The organism is Thermococcus chitonophagus, assembly GCF_002214605.1.
Lineage (GTDB): Archaea > Methanobacteriota_B > Thermococci > Thermococcales > Thermococcaceae > Pyrococcus > Pyrococcus chitonophagus.
Window position 1 is genome coordinate 158,656 of the sequence record NZ_CP015193.1, and the last position, 20,924, is coordinate 179,579.

Annotated in this window: 22 protein-coding genes and 1 CRISPR repeat array; of the genes, 20 read left to right on the forward strand and 2 right to left on the reverse strand. The window is 47.2% G+C overall.

Annotation, left to right across the window (positions count from 1 at the left end; all coding sequences use genetic code 11):
* Entirely contained in the window at positions 1-714 is a 714-nt protein-coding gene (locus A3L04_RS00990) for a DUF3226 domain-containing protein (RefSeq protein WP_068575891.1), read from the forward strand.
* A gap of 4 nt (positions 715-718) precedes the next feature.
* On the forward strand, positions 719-1,753 hold the full coding sequence (wtpC, locus tag A3L04_RS00995) for a tungstate ABC transporter ATP-binding protein WtpC (RefSeq protein WP_068575893.1): 1,035 nt from the start codon (positions 719-721) through the stop codon (positions 1,751-1,753).
* On the opposite strand, the gene A3L04_RS01000 is transcribed toward wtpC, so the two are convergent.
* A complete protein-coding gene (locus A3L04_RS01000; protein ID WP_068575895.1) occupies positions 1,725-2,216 on the reverse strand; it encodes a biotin transporter BioY in 492 nt (163 codons plus the stop codon). The two genes, wtpC and A3L04_RS01000, sit on opposite strands and share 29 nt — an antisense overlap.
* 49 nt (positions 2,217-2,265) lie before the next feature.
* On the opposite strand from A3L04_RS01000, the gene A3L04_RS01005 reads away from it, so the two are divergent.
* Positions 2,266-2,967 (forward strand): HTH domain-containing protein, encoded by a 702-nt coding sequence (locus A3L04_RS01005; protein WP_084448832.1) that lies wholly within the window; start codon positions 2,266-2,268, stop codon positions 2,965-2,967.
* On the opposite strand, the gene A3L04_RS01010 is transcribed toward A3L04_RS01005, so the two are convergent.
* A complete protein-coding gene (locus tag A3L04_RS01010) occupies positions 2,918-3,427 on the reverse strand; it encodes an RNA 2'-phosphotransferase (RefSeq protein WP_068579417.1) in 510 nt (169 codons plus the stop codon). The genes A3L04_RS01005 and A3L04_RS01010 overlap by 50 nt on opposite strands.
* Positions 3,428-3,596: 169 nt before the next feature.
* Between A3L04_RS01010 and A3L04_RS01015 the strand changes: the two genes are divergently transcribed.
* The 17 genes from A3L04_RS01015 (at position 3,597) to A3L04_RS01090 (ending at position 20,923) form a co-directional block, all read left to right on the forward strand.
* Positions 3,597-3,989, forward strand: coding sequence for a hypothetical protein (locus tag A3L04_RS01015; protein WP_338066276.1), 393 nt, complete (start codon positions 3,597-3,599; stop codon positions 3,987-3,989).
* Between the two features lies 1 nt (position 3,990).
* Positions 3,991-4,170 (forward strand): CRISPR-associated endoribonuclease Cas6, encoded by a 180-nt coding sequence (locus tag A3L04_RS11415; protein WP_338066277.1) that lies wholly within the window; start codon positions 3,991-3,993, stop codon positions 4,168-4,170.
* A 4-nt stretch (positions 4,171-4,174) separates the two neighbouring features.
* Positions 4,175-6,430, forward strand: a complete 2,256-nt coding sequence (gene cas10 / locus A3L04_RS01020; RefSeq protein WP_068575899.1) for a type III-A CRISPR-associated protein Cas10/Csm1 — start codon at positions 4,175-4,177, stop codon at positions 6,428-6,430.
* 4 nt (positions 6,431-6,434) lie between these two features.
* Positions 6,435-6,911, forward strand: a complete 477-nt coding sequence (gene csm2, locus A3L04_RS01025; protein ID WP_068575901.1) for a type III-A CRISPR-associated protein Csm2 — start codon at positions 6,435-6,437, stop codon at positions 6,909-6,911.
* Complete coding sequence (csm3, locus tag A3L04_RS01030) at positions 6,908-7,771, forward strand: type III-A CRISPR-associated RAMP protein Csm3 (RefSeq protein ID WP_068575903.1); 864 nt, start codon at positions 6,908-6,910, stop codon at positions 7,769-7,771. The genes csm2 and csm3 overlap by 4 nt, the downstream gene beginning before the upstream one ends.
* A gap of 5 nt (positions 7,772-7,776) precedes the next feature.
* Positions 7,777-8,634 carry a type III-A CRISPR-associated RAMP protein Csm4 gene (gene csm4, locus A3L04_RS01035; protein ID WP_231963807.1) on the forward strand — a complete coding sequence of 286 codons (858 nt, stop codon included), beginning with the start codon at positions 7,777-7,779 and terminating at the stop codon, positions 8,632-8,634.
* Complete coding sequence (gene csm5 / locus A3L04_RS01040) at positions 8,631-9,785, forward strand: type III-A CRISPR-associated RAMP protein Csm5 (protein WP_068575905.1); 1,155 nt, start codon at positions 8,631-8,633, stop codon at positions 9,783-9,785. The genes csm4 and csm5 overlap by 4 nt, the downstream gene beginning before the upstream one ends.
* Positions 9,782-10,126: a TM1812 family CRISPR-associated protein gene (locus tag A3L04_RS01045; protein ID WP_068575907.1), complete on the forward strand. Its 345-nt coding sequence runs from the start codon at positions 9,782-9,784 to the stop codon at positions 10,124-10,126. Before csm5 ends, A3L04_RS01045 begins: the two co-directional genes overlap by 4 nt.
* Before the next feature lie 60 nt (positions 10,127-10,186).
* Positions 10,187-10,888 (forward strand): TM1812 family CRISPR-associated protein, encoded by a 702-nt coding sequence (locus A3L04_RS01050; protein ID WP_088859093.1) that lies wholly within the window; start codon positions 10,187-10,189, stop codon positions 10,886-10,888.
* Between the two features lies 1 nt (position 10,889).
* Positions 10,890-12,143, forward strand: coding sequence for a hypothetical protein (locus tag A3L04_RS01055; protein WP_068575910.1), 1,254 nt, complete (start codon positions 10,890-10,892; stop codon positions 12,141-12,143).
* A complete protein-coding gene (cas7i, locus tag A3L04_RS01060; RefSeq protein WP_068575912.1) occupies positions 12,130-13,113 on the forward strand; it encodes a type I-B CRISPR-associated protein Cas7/Cst2/DevR in 984 nt (327 codons plus the stop codon). The genes A3L04_RS01055 and cas7i overlap by 14 nt, the downstream gene beginning before the upstream one ends.
* On the forward strand, positions 13,110-13,793 hold the full coding sequence (gene cas5, locus A3L04_RS01065) for a CRISPR-associated protein Cas5 (protein ID WP_331711194.1): 684 nt from the start codon (positions 13,110-13,112) through the stop codon (positions 13,791-13,793). Before cas7i ends, cas5 begins: the two co-directional genes overlap by 4 nt.
* 542 nt (positions 13,794-14,335) lie before the next feature.
* A CRISPR array of direct repeats spans positions 14,336-15,633; the repeat unit is 29 nt; unit sequence GTTTCCGTAGAACTCAATAGTGTGGAAAG.
* A gap of 66 nt (positions 15,634-15,699) precedes the next feature.
* On the forward strand, positions 15,700-16,653 hold the full coding sequence (cas1b, locus tag A3L04_RS01070; protein WP_068575916.1) for a type I-B CRISPR-associated endonuclease Cas1b: 954 nt from the start codon (positions 15,700-15,702) through the stop codon (positions 16,651-16,653).
* Positions 16,653-16,910, forward strand: a complete 258-nt coding sequence (cas2, locus tag A3L04_RS01075) for a CRISPR-associated endonuclease Cas2 (RefSeq protein WP_068575918.1) — start codon at positions 16,653-16,655, stop codon at positions 16,908-16,910. The genes cas1b and cas2 overlap by 1 nt, the downstream gene beginning before the upstream one ends.
* The gene (gene cas4, locus A3L04_RS01080; protein WP_068575919.1) at positions 16,907-17,395 is read left to right on the forward strand and encodes a CRISPR-associated protein Cas4; all 489 of its coding nucleotides are present in this window, start codon (positions 16,907-16,909) and stop codon (positions 17,393-17,395) included. The genes cas2 and cas4 overlap by 4 nt, the downstream gene beginning before the upstream one ends.
* Before the next feature lie 3 nt (positions 17,396-17,398).
* Entirely contained in the window at positions 17,399-19,468 is a 2,070-nt protein-coding gene (locus A3L04_RS01085) for a CRISPR-associated helicase/endonuclease Cas3 (RefSeq protein WP_068575921.1), read from the forward strand.
* A gap of 9 nt (positions 19,469-19,477) precedes the next feature.
* Positions 19,478-20,923, forward strand: coding sequence for a hypothetical protein (locus A3L04_RS01090; RefSeq protein ID WP_068575923.1), 1,446 nt, complete (start codon positions 19,478-19,480; stop codon positions 20,921-20,923).
* The last annotated feature ends 1 nt before the right edge of the window (position 20,924 follow it).

Sequence of the window (20,924 nt, forward strand, 5' to 3'; positions counted from 1 at the left end):
ATGGAGGTTAACATATTATTGGTAGAGGGCCAGACAGACAGGGCCGTCTTTGAAACTCTGATAGAAAAGATCTACGGCTTCAGGAAAGAGAAAGTCGAGATTGAGGGGCTCGGAAAAACGGGGTTTAATTTAACATATGTAACATTCAGGAAAGACAATACTGTTATAGTCCTGATAAACGCTCAAGACAAATACAGAATGAAGGACGTCCTTAGAAATGTGCTCTCATGGGCCAATTTCCACAAAGTAAAACTCCATAGAATTAGCTTGTTGAGGGATATAGACACAAATCTTGATATAATAGGGTGGGCCAAGAGTTCCCTTAGACAATTTAGCCCAACTGTGAAAGGAACTTCTCTATGGATTAATGACACCGAAATTATACCTTTCGGCCTTGGTAATGTTGATATTGAGAACCCAGTCATTGAGAAAAAGAGAGAGCTTGAACTACTGCTCACACTACTTGCAGAAAAAGAGAGCACGCTATCAAGGTTCCAGCGTTCTTTAAATCAACTTAAAGAAGACACTGGAAGAAGGCTCAAGCCTAAAGATATTATGCATGTTCTTGCGATTGCAAAGGAATACGATGGGAACTCAATGTCAGGGCTCTATAGAAAACTCATTGAAGACATACTCAGAAGGAATCCTGAGGTCATAGAGGAGTTTCTTAAAGAAACTGGACTAAGAGAGTTTTTAGATAAAATAACCGGGTGATCCCATGCTCAAGGTTGAAGGTGTCAATAAGGACTGGAAGGAGTTTAAGCTGAGAGATGTGACATTTGACGTTAAAGAGAAAGAACACTTCATAATCCTGGGCCCCAGCGGAGCCGGAAAGACCGTCCTCCTGGAGATAATAGCCGGAATAATCGAGCCCGACAAAGGTAAAATCTACCTAAACGGTGAAGATATAACCGATTATCCGCCAGAGAAGAGGGGTTTAGCCTACATCCCGCAGAACTACGCGTTATTTCCCAACATGACCGTTTACGATAACATAGCCTTCGGCCTCAAAATAAGGAAAACTCCGAAGGCCGAGGTCGAGAAGAAAGTGAGGGAGATAGCGGAAGTCCTTGGGATTAAGCACTTACTCCACAGGAAGCCTAAGACCCTCAGCGGTGGAGAGCAGCAGAGGGTGGCAATTGCCAGGGCCTTGGTTATTGAGCCCGAGCTAATCCTCATGGACGAGCCCTTCGCGAACCTTGATGTTCAGACCAGGAGTAAGCTTATCAGGGAGATGAAGAGGTGGAGGAGGGAGCTTGGGTTTACTGCTTTACACGTCACCCACTCCTTCGAGGAGGCCGTGAGCCTAGGGGACAGGGTTGGAGTTATGCTCAGCGGAAGGCTGGTTCAAGTCGGAGAAGTGAGTGAAGTCTTCTCAAGGCCCAAGAGCGAGGAGGTAGCTAGGTTCCTGGGGTTTGAGAACATAATAGAAGGAGAAGCCAAGGGAAGGTTCCTCGAAGTCGGCGGAATAAGGATAGAGCTACCCAGGGAAGCCCAGGGAAGGGTAAGGATTGGTGTAAGGCCAGAAGACATAATCCTATCCCTAAGCCCGATAAGATCCTCTGCAAGAAACGAGTTCAAAGGGAGTGTAGAGAGCATTGAGGATCTTGGGGCCCTCGTTAGGGTAACGGTTAACGTTCAGGGGGTCAGGCTTAGGGCTTTCATAACTAGGTCATCCTTAGCGGAGATGGGGATAGGAGAAGGAAAGGAAGTCTACGTGAGCTTCAAGGCTTCAGCCGTTCATATCTTCTAGCAACCACAAGTGCCAATGCAACTTTTCCCAAGTCCGGAAGGATGAAGGGGAGGACACCGAGCTTCAATGCCTTCTCAGAACCGAGGAACCTCGAGAGCCAGGCCCACCCCATGATATAGACTATTGCAAGGCCCAAATATGCCGTTAGGATTCTTAGTTTGCCCTTGCCTAGACCGGCTATCCCAGATGCTATTGGGAAAGCCAGTATATATCCTCCAGTTGGACCCACAACTATACCAAGCCCTCCCTTCATCCCCGCGAATACTGGAAGTCCCAAGACACCCAGGAGGTCATAGAGGGCTATGCTAACGAAGCCGAGTCTTGCTCCAAGTATGAGGCCGGCCAAGATCACGAAGAAGACCTGCATCGTGAAGGGCACTGGACCCAGAGAAATTCTTATTTGAGCACCTATTGCCGTCAAAGCCACGAACAGCCCTATTAAAGCTACTTCTTTAGCCTTCATGGCTTCCACTTAGGTTAACCTTTTAATATTAGTTAGGTTAACGAGATTCGTGAGGTGCATTAAACCTGAATTCAAGGCCAAAATCCTCAGGATGCTTAGAGGGGGTATCGTTTCTGGGGAGAAGATAGCTGGGGAGATAGGAATATCGAGAGTTGCAGTGTGGAAGCACATTAAGACCTTGATCTCGGTAGGATATGTAATCAGGGCCACGGCTCAGGGATACCAGCTGATTAAAACTCCCGACTTTCCATTTCCCTGGGAGATCGGTCTCGATTTCCTGTACTGCAGGAAGGTTAAATCAACTATGGACGTCGTCTGGAGGTCAAAGTATGATGGTGCAATAGCCGAGGAGCAGACCGGAGGTAGGGGGAGTAGAGGGAGGTGGATATCTCCCAAGGGAGGCCTCTACTTCTCGGTAAAGGCTCCATGCTTAATCGATGTCAACGATGTGGGGAATGCTATTGCCAATGCTCTCGGGAAGTACGCGGACGTTGAGAACGAAGGCGGAAAGCTCTACATAAACGGAAGGAAGATTGGCGGGATAATCCTCGAGGTCAGAGGAAGTAATTATAACCTAAAAGCAGTCCTAGGGGTTGGTATTAACGTGAACAATCCAGTACCTCCCGAGGCCACCAGCCTAATGCTCGAAACCGGAGAAAGGGTTAGTTTGAGAGAGGTGGGTGAGGTAGTGATTAAATCTGTCATAGAACACCTGAAATGCACTCAGGAGGAACGTGCCTCACAATCCTGACCTTTTTCCCAGCCTTGTATATCTTCAGGCCCTTCTTCCTGAGGCATTCGCAGTCAATCATTAAAACAACGACGTCACTCCCGTGCCTCCTTCCCGTAGAGTACGCATCTTCATAGTTAACGCTTAAGTGGACAAACTGCCTCTTCATTGGCTTAATTCCTTCTCTCATTATCGATTTAAGGTTCTTCCTTAGGGTGCCGTGGAAAAGAACTTTCGACTCTTTGTCTTCCTCATGGTTCAACGCCACAGGATAGCTGTGCCCGTACCTCGCCCTTATCCTGCTCCCCCTTATCTCATACCTCCCTTTATCGTCCTTTTCAACGATCTCCCTTATCGTTTCCTCGGTAACCCAAGGATAGTGAGTTCTAATTGCCCTAACCAGATCCCCAAGTTCAACAAAGCCTTCTTCATCAGGGTTAAGGTTGAAGTCCCACGGGCCGTGCCTTAGGATATAAGCCATCAACTTGCTGACTCTAACCCTGTCCTTCACGATCCCCGATAGTCAGCGGAGGAATTTATAGATTTTCCCAAGATTGAGTACTCCGAAGATAATTTAACTATCAATGGTAATTGAGTAAGATTTTTAACTTTCCATGTTAACGCTATTATGGTACTCTGTGGTGGTAAGTATGAGGCTCAAGCTGTCCTTTCTTCCCCTCAATGAAATGGGAGAGTGGAGAGAGAACAAGCACGCCGTTCAGGGGTTCATCTATGCGATGCTCAAAGACTCGGAGTATGGCTTGAGGCATGACGAGAAGAGGTTCAAGTTTTTCACTTTTTCGGACATCTTTAGGGATTCTAAGGGACTCTACACGCTCCTGATATCTTCCCCGGACAGGGGGTTCATAGAGACCATCTACCAGAACGTCAAAGACAGGGAAACGATATACATAGGGAAAGACGAGTTTAGGCTCATTGAGGTCAAGAAGTTCAGGCTTAAACTGAAGAGGGCGTTTCAGACCGGTTCCCCGGTTGTAATATACAAGGACTCTACCGAAGCTGAGGAGGAACGGGAAGCTTGATGTGTACGTTAAGGTTGTGAAGAACGGAATTCCGTTTCCAGTCATAGGGAGCAACTGGGAGTTGCTCGAGAAGGAGAGGATAAAGCCAGAAGAGAGGAAGCTCTACGAGTTTATCATGGACTGTGGCCTGGGGGAGAAGAACTCCCTCGGTTTTGGGTTTTTGAATCCGATAAGGAGGTGATCTAGTGGATATAAGGGACTTAATAGCCTTAGGAGGCCTCCTTCACGACATAGGTAAGCCCGTCCAAAGGGCCCGCCTTTATAATGGAGATCATTCAATTCAAGGCCACAACTTTCTCCTCGATCTTGCGGAGAAAACTGGAGTCAAGGAATACGAAATTCTTGCCCTCTTCTCAAGGTTCCATCATAAGAAGTATATGGAAGAAGTGAGAGAGCTTAATATCCCTAACGACATAAAGATTGCTCTATATGTTGTCTACGTAGCAGACAACATTTCCTCAAAGGAGAGGGAAGAAGAAAAAGGATATGATATTAGAAGACCCCTGAAGTCGGTCTTCAACAGAAACTTAGGTTATCCCCTTTATGAGCTCAACCTAGAGACATTGCCCATCCCGGGAGAAGTGGATGGGATAACGAGCGAAGAGTACAGGAAGCTCGTTAAAGCGCTCAAGGAAGACTTGAAAAAGGTAGAGCTAAGAGTCGACAAGGTAATGCCTATTCTGGAGAAGCACTTAACCTTCGTTAGTTCTGTCACGACGGAAAACAACGTGATATCCCTCTACGACCACCTTAAGATGACTTCAGCTATCGCGCTAGCCCTGTACAACGCTGGCTGTAGGCCAGGAAGCGTCGAAGAAGCTGAAAGGTGCATGAGGGAGAAGAACCTCCTCCTTGTAGAGGGTGACTTTTCCGGAATTCAGAACTTCATATACTCGGTGAGTGGGAAGGGGACGCTCAAGTACCTTAGGGCAAGGAGTGCCTACCTGGAGCTGATAGGCTGGGACATCGTTCTCAAGATAATAGAGGATTTAGACCTAACACTTGCCAATGTTGTCTTCAACGCCGGCGGGCACTTCATGATAATAGCTCAGAACACAAAGGGGGCAAGGAACAAGCTTGAGGATATCAGAAGAAAGGTGACGGAGTGGCTATGGAAGAAGTTTGAAGGGAGGCTGTACATAGGAATTGACTGGGAAGAATGCACGGGAGAAGAGTTAATGAAGGATTTCAACAAAGTCAGGGGGAGGCTGAAGAAAAAGGTTACGATAAGAAAACTAAAGAGGTTCGAGTTTGTAAACAATGTTTTCACGGTTGGAGACAGAGGCAGGTTAGAGGAGTGCCAAATCTGTGGCGTTGAGGTTCCAGAGGAGGAGCTAAAGGAATTAGGGTTTGAAGACGGAGAGGTAGCAAAAGTCTGTGAAACCTGTCACGCTCTCTGGTTCCTGGGAGAGAAGCTAATAAAGATGGAGAAAGGCCTCGTTCTCACAGACAAAATAACTGGGGAAGGGATTCCGGGGCCCTTCTCGGAGTTTCTACCATATGAGGGGCAACTGCAAGGGAAGTACCTCCTGATGAAGAACACTTTCAGCCCTCCCAGGACGGACATGGTTTTCGTTCCTTACATAGTCGCCGACTACTATAGGGAGAAGGAGGGGAGGGTAATAAACTTCAATGAACTCGCGGAAGAGTCAGTGGGAGCAAAGAGAATTGGAGTTATAAAGGGGGACGTTGATAAACTGGGAGAGTATTTCGCCAATAGAAAGTCAATATCAGAGTACGCTACCGCTTCAAGGTTCATGGACTACTTCTTCAAGTTCTACCTAAAGGGAGTAATTCGGGGGTACTACTCCGATATTATTGGGGAAGTTCCCTCCCTGGGAGAGTGGAAGGAGAATCCAAATGTAGTCGTCGTGTACGCCGGTGGAGATGATTTCCTCATAGTGGGGAGCTGGAACGAGATTTTTGAGCTTGCCTTCAGGATAAGGGAGGCCTTCAGGAAGTACACGGGAGAAGGCCTTACAATTTCAATAGCCCTGGGCTACTTCCACTCGAAGACACCGATATACAGGATCGCGGATGTGATGACGGAGAGGTTAGAGAAGGCTAAAGAGGAGGGAAGAGACGCCATCTACGTAATCGAGAGAACAGGATGGAGAATCTCTTATCCCTGGGATATTTACATGGACTTTTGGAGAGAGATTGGGAGGAAAGTGTACAGTGATGGCAGGTTAACCGGAAAGTTCAGGGATAAGAAAGGGCTACTCCACAAGGTACTCGAGCTCAGGGAACTCTATGTCAGGGATCCTAAGGATGTAAGATGGGCTTATCTCCTCGCATATCACCTTTCTAGGCATGAGGTCGAGGAAGTGTTTAGGAAGATTCTGGGTATAGACTCCAAAACATTAGAGGAGGAGAAGCCCCAGCCGATTTATTGGGTTGATGGGATATTGAAAGTTATTCTCATGGCCGTTAGGGGGTGATTTTGTGGATCCTTTTGTTGTTAAGAACCAGTTGAAGATGGACAAAAATTACTGGAGCAAGGTGGAGCCGAAGGTTAAGGAGATAGCAAGAAAGGCTGAAAACTTCCAAGACTGGGAGCCAGGAGAAACCCTCGACTATGCGATAACAATAGCCTCATATCTAGTTTCGAAAGATCTGAGAACTAACCAGATAAGGAAGATACTTGAGATGGTAAGGAACGTCGAGTTGAAAGTAAAGACCGGAAGGGATGAAGACATAAGAGACGATGTTGCAAGAATAAGGCTTCTTTTGGCGTACACGGTAGGAAAGTCGCAGAAAAATACCAGAGAGGCATTGGAGCACTTGTATATGGTTCTGGAACCAATACTGAAAAAGATGAGTGAAGACAACAATTTCGCGGTCAATAATTTTGGCAAGTTTTTCGATTTCCTCCAAGCAATAGTCGCTTATCATAGGTTTTTAGGAGGGAAGGAGAAATGAACAGGGAATTTTATGGTAAGGTCATTATAGAGGGAGAGATCGAGGCTCTCACGGGTCTTCACATAGGGGCGCAGAGGGATATCTCCGAGATAGGTGGAATTGACAATCCAGTTATAAAGGATCCGCACACAGGTCTGCCATACATCCCAGGTTCCTCCCTGAAGGGGAGGCTTAGGTCCCTCTTCGAGATCTATGTCAACTCGAAACTCGATGAGCTTAAGGATCAGTACAAAGGGCTAAAGAATTACACGAAAGGTAGTTGCAGGGAAATAGGGAAAGAGAACTGTGGGAGGTTTTTCAACAGAGAACTGCATAACATCTGGATCCACGTTTGCAACACATACGAGGAAGCAAGGAACTGTCCAGTCTGTAGGCTGTTCGGGGCGAGCGGAAAGGAGAGTAACTTCCCCTCTAGGGTAATAGTTAGGGATGCCTTCCTAACGGAGGAGTGGAAGGAGAAGTGGAGGAAGGGAGAAGAGATCACCGAGGCTAAAATTGAAGTCGGAATAGACAGGATAACATCCCAGGCTAACCCCAGGACTACTGAAAGAGTTGTCGCTGGAGCAAGGTTCAACTTTGAGATTATCTACACGGTCGAAGATCTAAATGAGGTGGAAGACGATCTAAAGCATCTCCTTATGTCGATGCTTCTCCTAGAGGACAGCTACCTTGGAGGTTCCGGAAGCAGGGGGTACGGTAAGGTCAAGTTCCACATCAAGAGGATAGCGTTCAAGCCCAGGGAGTTCTACGAGACCGGCGATGAAGGGAAAATAAAATCCACTAAACAGTACAAGAGCGTCCAAGAGTTACTGAACAACATAAGCGATGTTATAAGCCTGATAAAACCCCAAGGGGGCTAGATGTTGTGGGCAAGTACTTAGCAATTAAGATGATTCCGAAGGGGCCCTTCAGGGAAATCCCGAAGGCCACCACACTCTTCGGAGCGATAGCCAACGCCGTAAGAGAGATCTACGGGGGTTATGAAACAGAAAAGTTCATAAGGGAGTTCAGCGAGAAAGCCAGGATTTCCTCTGCTTTTCCCTACTTGGGAGAAGAGTATTTCCTTCCTTTCCCCCTGAACGCCGAAGCAAGCCTATATGAGATCTTCAAGGGAGACATCTCAAAGATCAAGGAGACAAGAGAGAAGCCTTACATACCTTTAGACGCATTTGAGAAGGCCATAAGGCTCCAAGAGTTCACGGTGAAAGATATTCCCTACAAGAGGGTGGAGATACCAAAGGTTTCGCTGGACAGGGTTTCCCAGGACTCTTCAATTTACTTCTGGGATGCAGTCGTGTTCAAGGAAAATGGTGGTCTCTACTTCCTATATGACGGGCCAAAAGATTTCTTTGAGAGGTACATAGGGCCCGCAATGAACTTCCTGGGGGATCATGGGATTGGAGGGAAGGGAACCTGGGGCTACGGATTGTTCGTGCCGGAAATAACGGAAGTCTACATAGACGAGCCCCAGGGAAACGCCTTCGTCACTTTATCCCCGATGTACCCGAGGAATGAGAACTCGCTGATCCTGTGGAAGGTCGAGAAGATCGGGGGATGGAGCTGGGGGAGGAGGAAGCCAAAGGTGCCAATGGTTCTGGAGGGATCCGTGATCAGAGACGATCCAGGAAAGATGATCGAGCTCGATCTAGGCCTCCCGTTTAAAATTTACGTGAACGGAAAGGCCTTCCCAATTAAAGCTGAAGCCCCGAGGGATGCTCTATGAACGTTCTAACTCCGCTCCACATAGGAAACGGGAACGAGCTAACGCCAATAGACTTCTATCCTAGGGACAATGAGATTCTAGTTCTGGACGTCGAAAGGCTAGTGCACGACCTGCAGAGGCTTGGAGCCGATATAGGAGAGATCCTCGATATGATAAGGAACCCAACTGAAGACCTCTACGTCTGGAAGAAGTTTTTCGCCGAGTACAGGATAAATCCGGAGCAGTACGCTAAGTACAAACTTAAGGTGAGGGGCAGGATAGGGAAAATGAGCTCGAGGATAAGGGAGTTCATAAAGGAAAATGGAAAGCCCTACATTCCCGGGAGTTCAATAAAGGGGGCAATAAGGACTGCAGTAATGTATGAGATCATCAAGGAGTGTGGAAACACGCTCACGGTTATAGAAGCCCTAAAAGAAGGGGCAAAAGTAGCAGGGAAAGATCCAATAGCGGTGCAGGGGCTTATAAGGGGCATAGGACATCCCGCGAATAGCGATATCCTCGATTACTACATCCACTACATCGATATGGAGATCAAGAGGGCCTCCCAAAGGAGGAAGGGGGTAAACTTAAGGACAATTGACGACCTCTTAGAGGCGATAGTCTTCGGGTTCGATATTGGAAGGGGTGGAGTAAGGCACGAACCCAAGAGGGATCCACTGAGAGCCCTCATCGTTAGGGATTCCTCAAAGGTACAGCTCAAGAATCTAGCAGTTTATGAAGTCAGGATTATTGGAGCAGACGTTGACATTCCAGTGTGGGTCGAAGCACTAGAGCCGAACACCACGTTCAACGTTGAGGTTAAGTTTGACAAGGACTTAGCAGAGAGGAACTCCAGCTACTTCAACGGCCTCCTCTGGCACTGTAAAGGTGAGGAATTGGAAGATTTCATCTGGAAGGCAGTTGAGGACTTCTATGGTGAATTGGCTAGGATTGACGGAATTAGGGGGTCAAACCTCCTGAGAATAGGTTGGGGCAAGGGCTGGGTGTCTAACACCATAGGCCTTCTCCTAAAGAGGAAAGGTCAGAAATGGGAGAGGGTTAGGAAAAAGCTGGGACTTGGTAAAAAACCCAAAGGAAAGAGCATTTCCTCAGTATTTCCCAAGACCAGGAGAATTGCAGACGGAATGCCAATGGGGTGGGTAGAGTTATGAAGGTCTTGATTTCCCCCTGGGGGAACTTCAGGAGCTGGAGTGAAGTGGAGTACCACTTCGAAGGTAAACGCATGAAATCGAAATCCCCGCTCCCCCTCCTTCACGATGCGATTGAACCGGACAAAACCATGGTTATCCTGCCGGATACCCTCGCAAGTGATCTAGAAAGGGCGGAGAGAGAAGTCGAGGAAGGGGCCAGGGAATTCCTGAGGGAGCTTGGAGTTGAGGCAGAGGTAATAGTGATCCGGGAACTGGGAAGTTCCCCAACGGAGAGTTCCTGGGGCATCCAACGGACGCCTATTACTATCTCACCTACAGGCTTTCCCGGGAGATTCCAGTGAAAGATCTCGAGGTTCACCTCGACATAACCCACGGCCTGAGTCACAAGCTTAGGTGTAAACGTGATAGAGGAGAGGAATATTGTAGAGAGACCAGTAAGCGAGAAGGTAGGGAAACGGGTACTCAAAAATTACTCCCTCGAGAACGCTGAATTTGGCAGAATAATGGCAAAGTTCAGGATTAACTCGGCGAAGCTCAATCTCTGGACTTCTTCAATATTACTTGGACTACCCCTACTCCTAGCAACCACTCACCCAAATCTAACCGAAATACTTCAAATACTGGATGAGGCCCTCTGCGAGTTTAGGGAAAATACCGAAGTTCAAGGGAAGACCCTCGAGAGGAGGATTGGATTAGGAAAAGATTTCGCAACGCTATCAAAGCTCGCCTTTCAGGTTAGGGTTATCAACTGTCTCCTAGAGGATATGAACCTGCCCAAGGAAGAATTATCCGCCGACGAGCTTTTCGAAATAGCGGATAGGGTGTTCAAAGGCAGAATCGGGGCATCAACAAGAAAGGAAATAGACAGGATACTAACAAGGGTTGGAGACGTGAAGGAGTGGACTAGGCTAAGAGAGTTCTTCCCGAATGCAAACCCCCAGGTAGACCCCAGGAACTTCTTAGCCCATGCTGGCCTCGAAGCTAACCTAGTGGAGGTAAAGAGAGAGAAGGACGTGCTTTTTAGGTATACTAAGGATCGGGTTCTCTACGGAGGGAAGATGGAAGATCCATGGAGGGTTATATCGAGGATTTTGGGTGGTTAAAGTGCTCCTCCCATATATGAGGAATGGCGAACTATTTTTGGAAAGAATTGGAGTAAAGGAAGTTAGTGAAGATGTGGTTAAGGAGAAGTACCTCGAACCAATAAAGGCCCTAACCCTCGACTTAATTCCGGTGGAAGATGACGCCCAAGCCCTCAAGCTATTAAAGAGCTACGGCTTCGAAGTTGCCGTAACTAGTAAGAGCATACTAGATGCTTTTCTAAAGAGGAGGAAGGGAGTATGCTCAATCTGCGGTAGGGAGGGAGAAGTCGTTGAGAACAGGGCCTTCATATACCCTTTCGAGAGGAAGATAGATTCTATAGTAAACGAAAAGAACAGGCTGACCTTCTGCTTAGAACACGCCTTCAAGCTCTATTCGGCAATGGGATACCTCTACGTAGTCCCCATCGGAGGGAAGGATAAGCTCAAGTTCTTCTTTGAAGGTGAAAGCAGGGCATTTAGAAGATTTTCCTACCTGTTCAGGGAGTTCTGGAAGGAGAAATCGAATGTAAACAGGGACAGGGTAGTAACAAAGCTCAGCTTAAAGCCCTACCACGGGAACGAGGCGTTCTTCTCAGTCCTCTACGACTTCGTTGACTTCCTCAGGGGAAGAAGGATGATACAGGAAGCCTACGATATCGAGAGGAGTATAAGGGCATACCTAGTCTACGGCTCGGGCCAGTTCTACGGATCAACTATCGTGGAGGGGACTAGGCTCGTAGAGCTCACGAAGTTCCTGGCAACTTTAGCGGAGAAGAAGGTTGTGAAGGGCTTTTTTGACGACCTCGTTATTCCAAGGGGTAAGGATAAAAAGAAGAACACGCTCGAGAGGGAGAAGTTCTTCTCGAAACTGCTGGACGGAAAGTTCGATTTTATCTTACTGAACCAGATATTCATTGAGAGGGTGAAGAGAAAGTTGAGGGTGCCGAGATATTATCTTCCCTGGGCTCGCGCGTATTTTGAAGCCTTCGGAGGTGATATCTTGAACCTGGAGGTTTTTGAAAGGATAAACGGGCTGGGCTACTCCCTGGGGAAGAAAGTGAAGGGAACGAACCTAGAGAAGTACTTCTGGGAGCTCTTCAGGGCCAGGGGCTTTGAGGAATTCATGAACAAACTTGTCGAACTGCAGGCCAAGCTCGAAATTAGTATGGACGTTAGGCCCTTCTACGAGAACGAGAAGAATTGGAAGGTTTTGAAGGCCATCCTCCTGAACGGTATGCTAAACGCGATCCACGGTGGTGAAGATGAAGGCAATTGAAGTTGTTACCCTAACAAAGGTTGAGGGGGCAAATCTAAACTCGAACGGAACCGAGGGGGTAATCTCGGTCTTAAAGAAGGTAAGGGATCCAGTGGACGGGAGGGAGTACGTTAGGATCTCGGGGCAGAGCGTGAAGTACCACCTAAGGCAGATCCTCAAAGAATTAGGCTGGGAGCTCAGCCAGATAGTCCCCAGGGCTGAAGGTGGGCAGAAAGTCATAGTTTCCCAGGGAGAGCCACACAGGTACATAGACGATGACCTCTTCGGCTACATGATTGCCAAGAAAGTCGAGGGCAAGAACGCCACCCTAAGGAGAACCGCGGTCGTGAGAACTAACGGAATGATGTCGATATTCCCCTACCAGGAGGACAGGGACTTTGGAGTTCGCTACGATCCGACGGGGGATCAGCACAACATATACGAGACCGAGATAACTACAAACGTCATGAGGGGGAACTTCTTCATAGAGGTTGACAGGCTTGGGGTTTTCAAGGAGGGCCTAGAGGTTCCAAGGCTTGAGGGCCTTGAAGTCAGGAGGGAGAGGGATCCGACGGGCAATGAGGTAACGCTCTACGTCCTACCAAAGGAGGAGAGGGAGAAGAGGCTTAGGGCGATAATAAAGGCCATCCTAGAGTACCACGGTGGGGCTAAGCTAAGCAACTTCTTCACCAAGGTGTACCCTGAGATTGCAGTTGTGGTATTACTGAGGAGGAAGATACCAGTGGTTGGAGATGCATTACGGGTCAAGGAAGGTTACGTTGACGGGAAGTTCGTTCTAGACGTGGAGAGGCTCAAGGAGACGCTTGAGGCCTTCAGAGACAACATAGAAAAGATCTACATAGGGCTATTTGAGAGCAGGTTCGCCAACGTTGAAGAGCTTAAGGAGGCGTTCAAGGACTGGGACAACGTGAAGATAATGAGCATGAAAGACCTGAAGGAGGAGATGGAGAAAATAGGCCTCGGTGAGTGAAATTGCTTGGACTTGTGGTGGACGCAAGGCCCCTTCAGGCGCACTTCAGGGTCCCCCACTCCTCCCTACTTTTAGAGACCTATCCTTTTCCGCCAAAGACGACAGCTATAGGAATGGTTGCTGGGGCAATGGGACTCGGTGAGAGAAACTTCCTCCAACTGGTGAGGGAGGTAAAGTATGGCGTGATAATAGAGGATCCTGGGGAAAGGATTGAGGAGGTAAGTGCGATATACAAGAACCCCTACTCCCCAAGCTACCCGATAACGAGGGTTTCCCTGTACAAGCCGAGGTTCAGGATGTTCTTCCTTGGTGAGGAGGAGGTAATTGAGAGGGCATATGATGCCTTACAGGATCCTGTGTACGTCCCCTACATGGGCGACAGCGAGAGCCTCTTTTATCCCAACGGAAGGAAGTTCGTTGAGATATTGAACGTTGAGGAAGGGGAAGAAACAACGCTAAGGAGTGTTCTCCCTGGGGATGCAAAGATAAAGGAGTTCAAACCCCTTAGGAAGAGGATCCAAGTCCCCAGGATGTACGAGGCTCCAGTTGACTTTACCGTTAAGGGCAAAAGTAGGAGAGCGGTGTATGGGAAGTTCGTTGCGTTCTCTGGAGGCTTCGTCGAGCTCGAAGAGCCCCTGAAAGTTGTGCTCTTCGATGGGGAACCGGTGTTCGTGTTTTAGTGTTACTATTTTTCTTTTTTGTGTTATTTTTTGTTATGTTGGGTTTTTCATTTGTTGGTTTTGGGTTTGTTGGCGTTGTTTTATCCTATTGAAGGCCTGCTCGGGTCTGGAATTCTGGATTAAGGGTTTAGGTTGGGAACTACTGGGTTTAATGTCGTATTATAAATTTTTGCTCTGAGAGTATCTCGTTAGTGGTAATTTATTGGATGTTTTAGCTAACTAGGTGGTTATAACTTCTCCTGGCCCTATTCTTGATTTAAAGTCATAGAAACCTTAAATTGGATAGTCTAGGAGTTTTAGTTAACTTGCATTTTTGGATTAATTTAACGCCTCGAACTTTTTCGAGTTTACTTAGTTTCGATTGTTTGGAAGTTGATTTTACGGGTTTGTAAGGGTGGGTTAGTGAATTATTGTCATTTTCTGGCCCCGTTATTTTCAGGGTAAGTTTATAAAGGAATGACAGTGCTACGGGTTTCCCAGGAAAGTAAATTATTTAAGCCCTCAGAAGAGAGTATCAGTCGAACAAAGCCAAAAACCCCAAAGTTTCCGTAGAACTCAATAGTGTGGAAACATCGCCTTCTTGGCACCCTCCTTGATCCATCCTGGGAGTTTCCGTAGAACTCAATAGTGTGGAAACTCAATAAGCCAGCCTATGGCTCCTCCAACGAGTTTTCCGTTTCCGTAGAACTCAATAGTGTGGAAACATGGCCTTGACAACGATATCCCCCAATGCGGGGAAAGCGTTTCCGTAGAACTCAATAGTGTGGAAACACTACAAACTTGCTCAATCCATGACTCCTTGCAAATTCGTTTCCGTAGAACTCAATAGTGTGGAAACGAAAATCCACTCTTTCGACAGTTCGTCCTTTTCAACAACTCCAGTTTCCGTAGAACTCAATAGTGTGGAAACAAAATTTCTTGAATGACTTTTATCGAGTGCTCTGCCCCCTCTATCCCTGCAATCTCAGGTTTCCGTAGAACTAAATAGTGTGGAAAGCTAAGTCGTCCGTATGAATTGTACCTGCCGCACTTGGTTTCCGTAGAACTAAATAGTGTGGAAAGGGGCCTGTTTACCGGGGCTAAGAAATACGGCTGGCTGGGTTTCCGTAGAACTAAATAGTGTGGAAAGATCTCAAGAACCCTAAGCCTGCTACCCTAGCAGTTGTGTTTCCGTAGAACTCAATAGTGTGGAAAGTTTTTCTGGGTGGGTTCTAACGTAGGTGGTTACTTGGGGTAGTATGTTTCCGTAGAACTCAATAGTGTGGAAAGTGGATCCTCCTAAAGCGCCATTCGGCCATCCTGCTGGCCCTTCTGAAGTTTCCGTAGAACTCAATAGTGTGGAAAGAAGGCTTTCTGGAGTGATGGCCCGCTGTTCTGCCTGTCCTTTGTTTGTGTTTCCGTAGAACTCAATAGTGTGGAAAGACACTAACTTCCTGCTCCTCAAATCCCAATTTTATAAGTTTCCGTAGAACTCAATAGTGTGGAAAGGTCAAGTTGCGGACGATCTTGGCGTGGGCCCTGTCGAGGGCCTCGAAGGTTTCCGTAGAACTCAATAGTGTGGAAAGAGGGATTCTTGATCCATCAAATGTGTCACCAAAATCAGTTTCCGTAGAACTGAATAGTGTGGAAAGATTATCTTCTGTACCAACTGCTCTGCGTTTTCAACACGTTTCCGTAGAACTGAATAGTGTGGAAAGCCGATGCTCTTTATTCCGCTCTCCTTGATTCCCCCTATGGTTTCCGTAGAACTGAATAGTGTGGAAAGTCCATATTTGATCTTGGCGATCCTACTCCTGATATTCGGAGCCATAGTTTCCGTAGAACTGAATAGTGTGGAAAGAAATGATGCATTTTCCTAATTAGCTTTTGATAATTTTCCGTAGTACTTAGTAGTGGGCTGGAGGCTATGAAAAGCCCAATATATATTACCCAGCCCGGGATATTGGAGAGAAAGGCAAATACAGTTTTCTTCGTGAACGAGAACGGAAAGAAAGCTTTGCCAATACAGAACATAAGTGAGATCCACTGCTTCGCTCCCACAACATTAACCAGTGGGGTAATAAAGCTACTTGCAGATAACGACGTTCCCGTGCACTTCTACAATAAGTATGGCTATTACCGAGGCTCCTTCATGCCCGCCGAAGGCCAGATTAGCGGAGCTATAGTGATAGCCCAAGCCTCCCACTACCTCGACAAAGAGAAGAGAGCCTATATAGCCAGGGAGTTCCTGAACGGAATAAAGGCCTCGATGATAAGGCTACTCAAATCCCAGAGCGTGGACCCAATGGACATTGAGGAGATCGAGGTAAGAGGAGAGAGCGCCCAGGAACTCATGGGGATCGAAAGTCAGCTATGGAAAGCATTCTACGAAAACTTTGCTGGAATGCTAAAGTACTTCTCCTTCGATGAGAGGAACAGGAGGCCACCGAGGGATGAGGTAAATGCAATGATAAGTTATGGGAACTCAGTTCTCTACACTGTAACCCTATCCGAAATCAGAAAGACCTACCTCCACCCCGCCATAAGCTTCCTGCACGAACCATTAGAAAGGAGGTACTCCCTATCCCTCGATTTGGCGGACATATTCAAGCCAATAACAGTCTTCAGGGTGATACTAAGGTTAGTGAACCGGAGGAAGATAAAGGAGGAGCACTTCTCAAGGGACGTTGGTGTCCTACTAAACAGAGAGGGCCTAAGGATATTCCTGAAGGAGCTCAATGATGAGCTCGAGAGGAAAGTTATGCACCCAAAGCTCAAGAGAAAGGTCTCAATAAGGTATCTTATTAGGCTTGAAGCTTATTCCCTCGTGAAGCACGTCCTGGGGGATAAGGAGTACAAGGCCCTTAGGGCGTGGTGGTGATGTACGTTATAGTTGTCTACGATGTCTCCGTTGAGAGGGTTAACAGGGTCCACAAGCTCCTAAAGACTTACCTCTTCTGGAGGCAAAACAGCGTATTCGAGGGGGAGTTGAGTAAGGCACAGCTGTACGAGCTCAAGAGAAGGTTAAGCAGGATAGTAAAGGATGAGGATTCGGTCTTAATTTACGAGCTTCCCTACAAGAACTTTAACCTCCACGTTATTGGAACTGATAAAAGCCCCGTGGAGACGATACTATGAGGGTAACTGGGCTTATGATACAGTACTACTTCACGTGCAAGAGGGAGCTCTGGTTCTTTTCGAGGGGCGTAAACTTCGACTTCGAGAACGACGACATGATAATAGGAAAGATAATTCACGAGGAAGCTAGGGAGGGGGACTGGAAGGAGATACTGCTTGAAGACATAAAGATCGACGCCATAAAGAGGAAAGGAGGACTCAGGGTCATAGAGATAAAGAAGAGCTCGAAGCTTGAAGAGCCCGCGAAGTGGCAACTAAAATACTACCTCTACTATCTCAAAAAGGCCGGAATTGAGGCTGTAGGCATTATCTCGTATCCAAAGGAGGGGAGGCAGGAGGAAATAAAGCTAACGAGGGAAGATATTAGGGTTCTTGAGGACGCCATAAAGGAGATAGAAGAGATAATTGCATCGGACAAACCACCAAAGGCAGTTAAAAAGCCTTATTGCAAAAAATGTTCCTACAAAGATTTTTGTTGGGTGTGAGGGATGGATGAGTTAATAGGGATACTGAGGAAGAAGCTTGCAAAGCCAGATAAAACCCTCTATGATCACTCTGAAAGGGCTAAGAGAATTGCCGAAAAACTCCTCGATAGGATAAATTGTGGGGAACTCAAAGATTGCATACTCCAGCACGTCTTCTTGCACGACATAGGGAAGATAGATGACAGATTCCAGGAGAAGTTAAAGAGAGGTGGAAGGGCCCCTCCTCACGCTTATTTGGGAATCGAGCTCGCTTCAAGGTTCATCGACTGCGAGAGCCCATATAAGGAGATAGCCCTCCTCTCGATATTAACCCACCACAGCGACTTCCACGTCAACCTCTACCAGGATGAGATAGAGAGAGATGAGAAGCTGATAGTTAACGGCAAGGTAATCTCAAAGCCGGCAGAAACTGTACTCTGGCTAAGGGATGAAGTCTTTCCAGATTTTTTCGAGTTTGGAACTAATGAGTACTCTCCAGAGGAGCTCAGGAACCTCTACTCTCTATTTAACGGGGTTTTAAGGTTAGCAGATTGGCTCGAAAGTGCATCGCTAAGCCCGGAGATGTACCACACGAATAAGGAATTCGTACATGAGAGGGTTCTGGAATACCTCAGGAGGAGGGGCTTCAAACCTAGGGGTTATCAACTCCTAGTCATCGGAAAAGGCCCCGGCTATTTCCTCCTCCCAACGGGAGACGGAAAGACTGAAACTAGCCTATTAGCGACCCCAGAGTCAGTGAAAGTAGTCTACACCCTCCCGACAATAACCACCGTGGAGGGAATCAGGAGAAGGCTTGAGGAGATGTTCGGAAAGGAGAAGGTATCTTTTGGACATAGTATGCTCTTCTACTCCCTCTACAGAGAGGGAAGGCTCGATGAGAGGCTAATAAACAGGTACGCCATGAAGAAGATCCACGTCTCAACCATTGACCAAGTGCTTTTGGCTTTCCTCAACTACTTCAGATTTCCACTGAGGGAATTCTCCCTGAGGAGGGCCCACCTGATAATTGATGAGATACATTCCTACTCACCGTTCACGATGAGCCTGATCCTTGAAGGTATTGAGTTTGCAATGAAGTTCCTGGGGACTAGGGTAACCTTAATGTCGGCAACGATGCCCTCGCTCCTCCAAGAAAAGCTCAAGGAAATCGGATTAAAAGAGTTAATCCCCTTTGAAGAGGTCAGGGAGAGGTACGCAAGTAGGAAGAGGGTTACCGTGAAGTTTCACGACTACGGAATAATGGATGCAATAGATGAAATCGTTAATGCAAAGGGAAAAGTCCTAGTGGTAGTTAATACCGTTACTAAGGCCCGAGAATTGTACGAGGCCCTGAGGGAGCACAGGGATGACGTTTACCTCTTCCACTCGAGGTTCACGGTCAGGGACAAGCAGGAGAAGATGAGGCTTGTTGAGGAGATAAGGTCCGGAATTCTAGTTGCAACTCAGGTGGTGGAGGTTTCGCTGGACATAGACTACGACGTAATGTTCACCGAGGTTTCGCCCGTAGATTCCCTGATACAGAGGTTTGGGAGGGTGAACAGGAGAGGGTTAAGGAATGGCATTGTACACCTCTACACGCCCGAGAGGTATTTACCCTACACCAAGAGGGCAATTTCCATCTCCCTGACATTAATTGGTGAGTTAGAGAGCGCAAAAAGTGAACTAGACTTCCTAGCAGTTAATGACCGCTATTACGAGGAGCTCTGGGACGAGTATGAGAGGGCATTTAAAGAGGAGTGGCTCCACAAACACGGGCTGAGAACGATCCACAGGTTTAAAGCTGGAGAGAAGTGGCTATCGACGAGGGACACCTTTATATCCCTACCAGCGGTTCCCAGGAACTTCTGGGATAAAGTTGTAGAGTTCGCGGAAAACTGGGGTAAGATGAGTGACGAGGAAAAGCTAGAGGCCACAGTTTACGTTATAGAGAACACCGTGAACGTCCCCATATGGATACTCGAAAAGGCAAAGATAATCGACGAGAAAGTCTATTCAATCTTCGGTGTTTTCGGGATAGACATTGAGTACTCCTCCGAGTTAGGCTTAATTGAGGGCAGGGAGATAATATTCTAGGGGATCAAGATGAAGGTTTATGTGACCTCTGTTGGAACTTCACCCGAGGCGGTCTTTAACCCCCTATGGTTCCTAGTTGAAGTTTATTCCTGGGTTCCCGACAAGATTTACCTGTTTTGGAATGACGAAGTCACTGATGTGCTAAACAAAGTCACAGAACTAATCGAGAGACTAAAGAAGGCCTACAACGTTGACATAGAAATTATCGCGGATGAATCAATGAAGTTCTCTGAAGAAAACCCAATAGAGTTCAGGGATAAGGTTTCATCGCTTCTGCAGTCGCTGAGAAGAGAAGAGGTCATAGTGGATATAACCCCAGGAAGGAAATTCATGAGCGCGCTAATGCTAGGTGCTGGGATGATAAATAACGTTGAAGAGATAGTCTACCTGCACCTCCAAGACTTCAGGAGGTACATGGGCAGGCTACTCTTTGAAATACCAATGGTAGAGCAACAGCTCTTCTTCAAGGAGCATCTAACGGGAAAAAGAGGTAACGTTAAGTTCCCAGGAAGGAAGAAGGATGAGCCCCAGGAAGTCAAAATAAGGAGAGAAGACCTGATGGCCGTGATAAACTCTATGTACATAGATGGTGAGGACGTCTTCACGGTGAAAGTTGGGAACGCATTAGTTGGCAGAGTAAGGCTCGATAAGAAAGTTGAATTCACGGTTCCCTCGTTCATAGACTTAAATGATGATGTTCATGGGAATTACAACCTCGTCAAGGAGGCCCTAATAGCCGGGGGCCTGGCAAAGTTCAGAAACTGGGATGAATTAATAAGCCTCATAAGGACTTTGAGAGCCTCAAAAAGGCCCATATACATCGGTTTCGATACGAATGCCCTGTACTTCATGGTTCCCTCAAAGATTCTGGAGGATCCAAGGTTCAGGGAAAGGGGCAACCTGATAGTGGACTTCGTATACTCCGACGAGGTTGCCGAGGAAGTTGGGAAAAAGCTCAACCAGAAGCTCCCCTATGGAAGGGAGTACGGAGAGTTCTCGAACCAGCCAACTCCAAAAGCGAGGCTTGCCATGCTGGGAAGCATTGAGCTGGAAAAGATAAAGATGCTCGGTGCCGAGAGAACGAAATCTAAGGAGATTGCAGAGGGGGATACGAAAATAGCCCTGGACTACAAGGTGTTCGCTGAAGAAAAGGATGCAAACGTTATAGTTGTAACAACAGATGACACGGCGTATTCTGAAATGGAGGCGTACTCCGGAACTGGACTAATTCCATTTAAGCTTGAGTGGGAGTTTTCCTTCGGATCAACGTTAGAGGGGACGTGGGAGGAACTCAGGGACAGCATATACACACTAGCCGTCCTTTTAGGTGAGCTAAAGGTTGGGAAATACTCAATCCTGGGGATCTGGAGAGGCAAGAACCACAGGGACTGGAGAGACGAAACTGTTAAGGTCAGGAACTTTGAATACTCGAGGATACTCACCATGCTAAAATGAC

What these genes read in the sequence shown, in the direction of transcription:
- A3L04_RS01045 (WP_068575907.1), top strand. Translation starts at nt 9,782, where the DNA reads ATGAAGGTCTTGATTTCCCCCTGGGGGAACTTCAGGAGCTGGAGTGAA.
- csm3 (WP_068575903.1), top strand. Translation starts at nt 6,908, where the DNA reads ATGAACAGGGAATTTTATGGTAAGGTCATTATAGAGGGAGAGATCGAG.
- A3L04_RS01085 (WP_068575921.1), top strand. Translation starts at nt 17,399, where the DNA reads ATGGATGAGTTAATAGGGATACTGAGGAAGAAGCTTGCAAAGCCAGAT.
- A3L04_RS01015 (WP_338066276.1), top strand. Translation starts at nt 3,597, where the DNA reads ATGAGGCTCAAGCTGTCCTTTCTTCCCCTCAATGAAATGGGAGAGTGG.
- A3L04_RS00990 (WP_068575891.1), top strand. Translation starts at nt 1, where the DNA reads ATGGAGGTTAACATATTATTGGTAGAGGGCCAGACAGACAGGGCCGTC.
- cas1b (WP_068575916.1), top strand. Translation starts at nt 15,700, where the DNA reads ATGAAAAGCCCAATATATATTACCCAGCCCGGGATATTGGAGAGAAAG.
- cas7i (WP_068575912.1), top strand. Translation starts at nt 12,130, where the DNA reads ATGAAGGCAATTGAAGTTGTTACCCTAACAAAGGTTGAGGGGGCAAAT.
- wtpC (WP_068575893.1), top strand. Translation starts at nt 719, where the DNA reads ATGCTCAAGGTTGAAGGTGTCAATAAGGACTGGAAGGAGTTTAAGCTG.
- cas2 (WP_068575918.1), top strand. Translation starts at nt 16,653, where the DNA reads ATGTACGTTATAGTTGTCTACGATGTCTCCGTTGAGAGGGTTAACAGG.
- A3L04_RS01010 (WP_068579417.1), bottom strand. Translation starts at nt 3,427, where the DNA reads ATGGCTTATATCCTAAGGCACGGCCCGTGGGACTTCAACCTTAACCCT.
- A3L04_RS01090 (WP_068575923.1), top strand. Translation starts at nt 19,478, where the DNA reads ATGAAGGTTTATGTGACCTCTGTTGGAACTTCACCCGAGGCGGTCTTT.
- cas4 (WP_068575919.1), top strand. Translation starts at nt 16,907, where the DNA reads ATGAGGGTAACTGGGCTTATGATACAGTACTACTTCACGTGCAAGAGG.
- csm5 (WP_068575905.1), top strand. Translation starts at nt 8,631, where the DNA reads ATGAACGTTCTAACTCCGCTCCACATAGGAAACGGGAACGAGCTAACG.
- A3L04_RS01000 (WP_068575895.1), bottom strand. Translation starts at nt 2,216, where the DNA reads ATGAAGGCTAAAGAAGTAGCTTTAATAGGGCTGTTCGTGGCTTTGACG.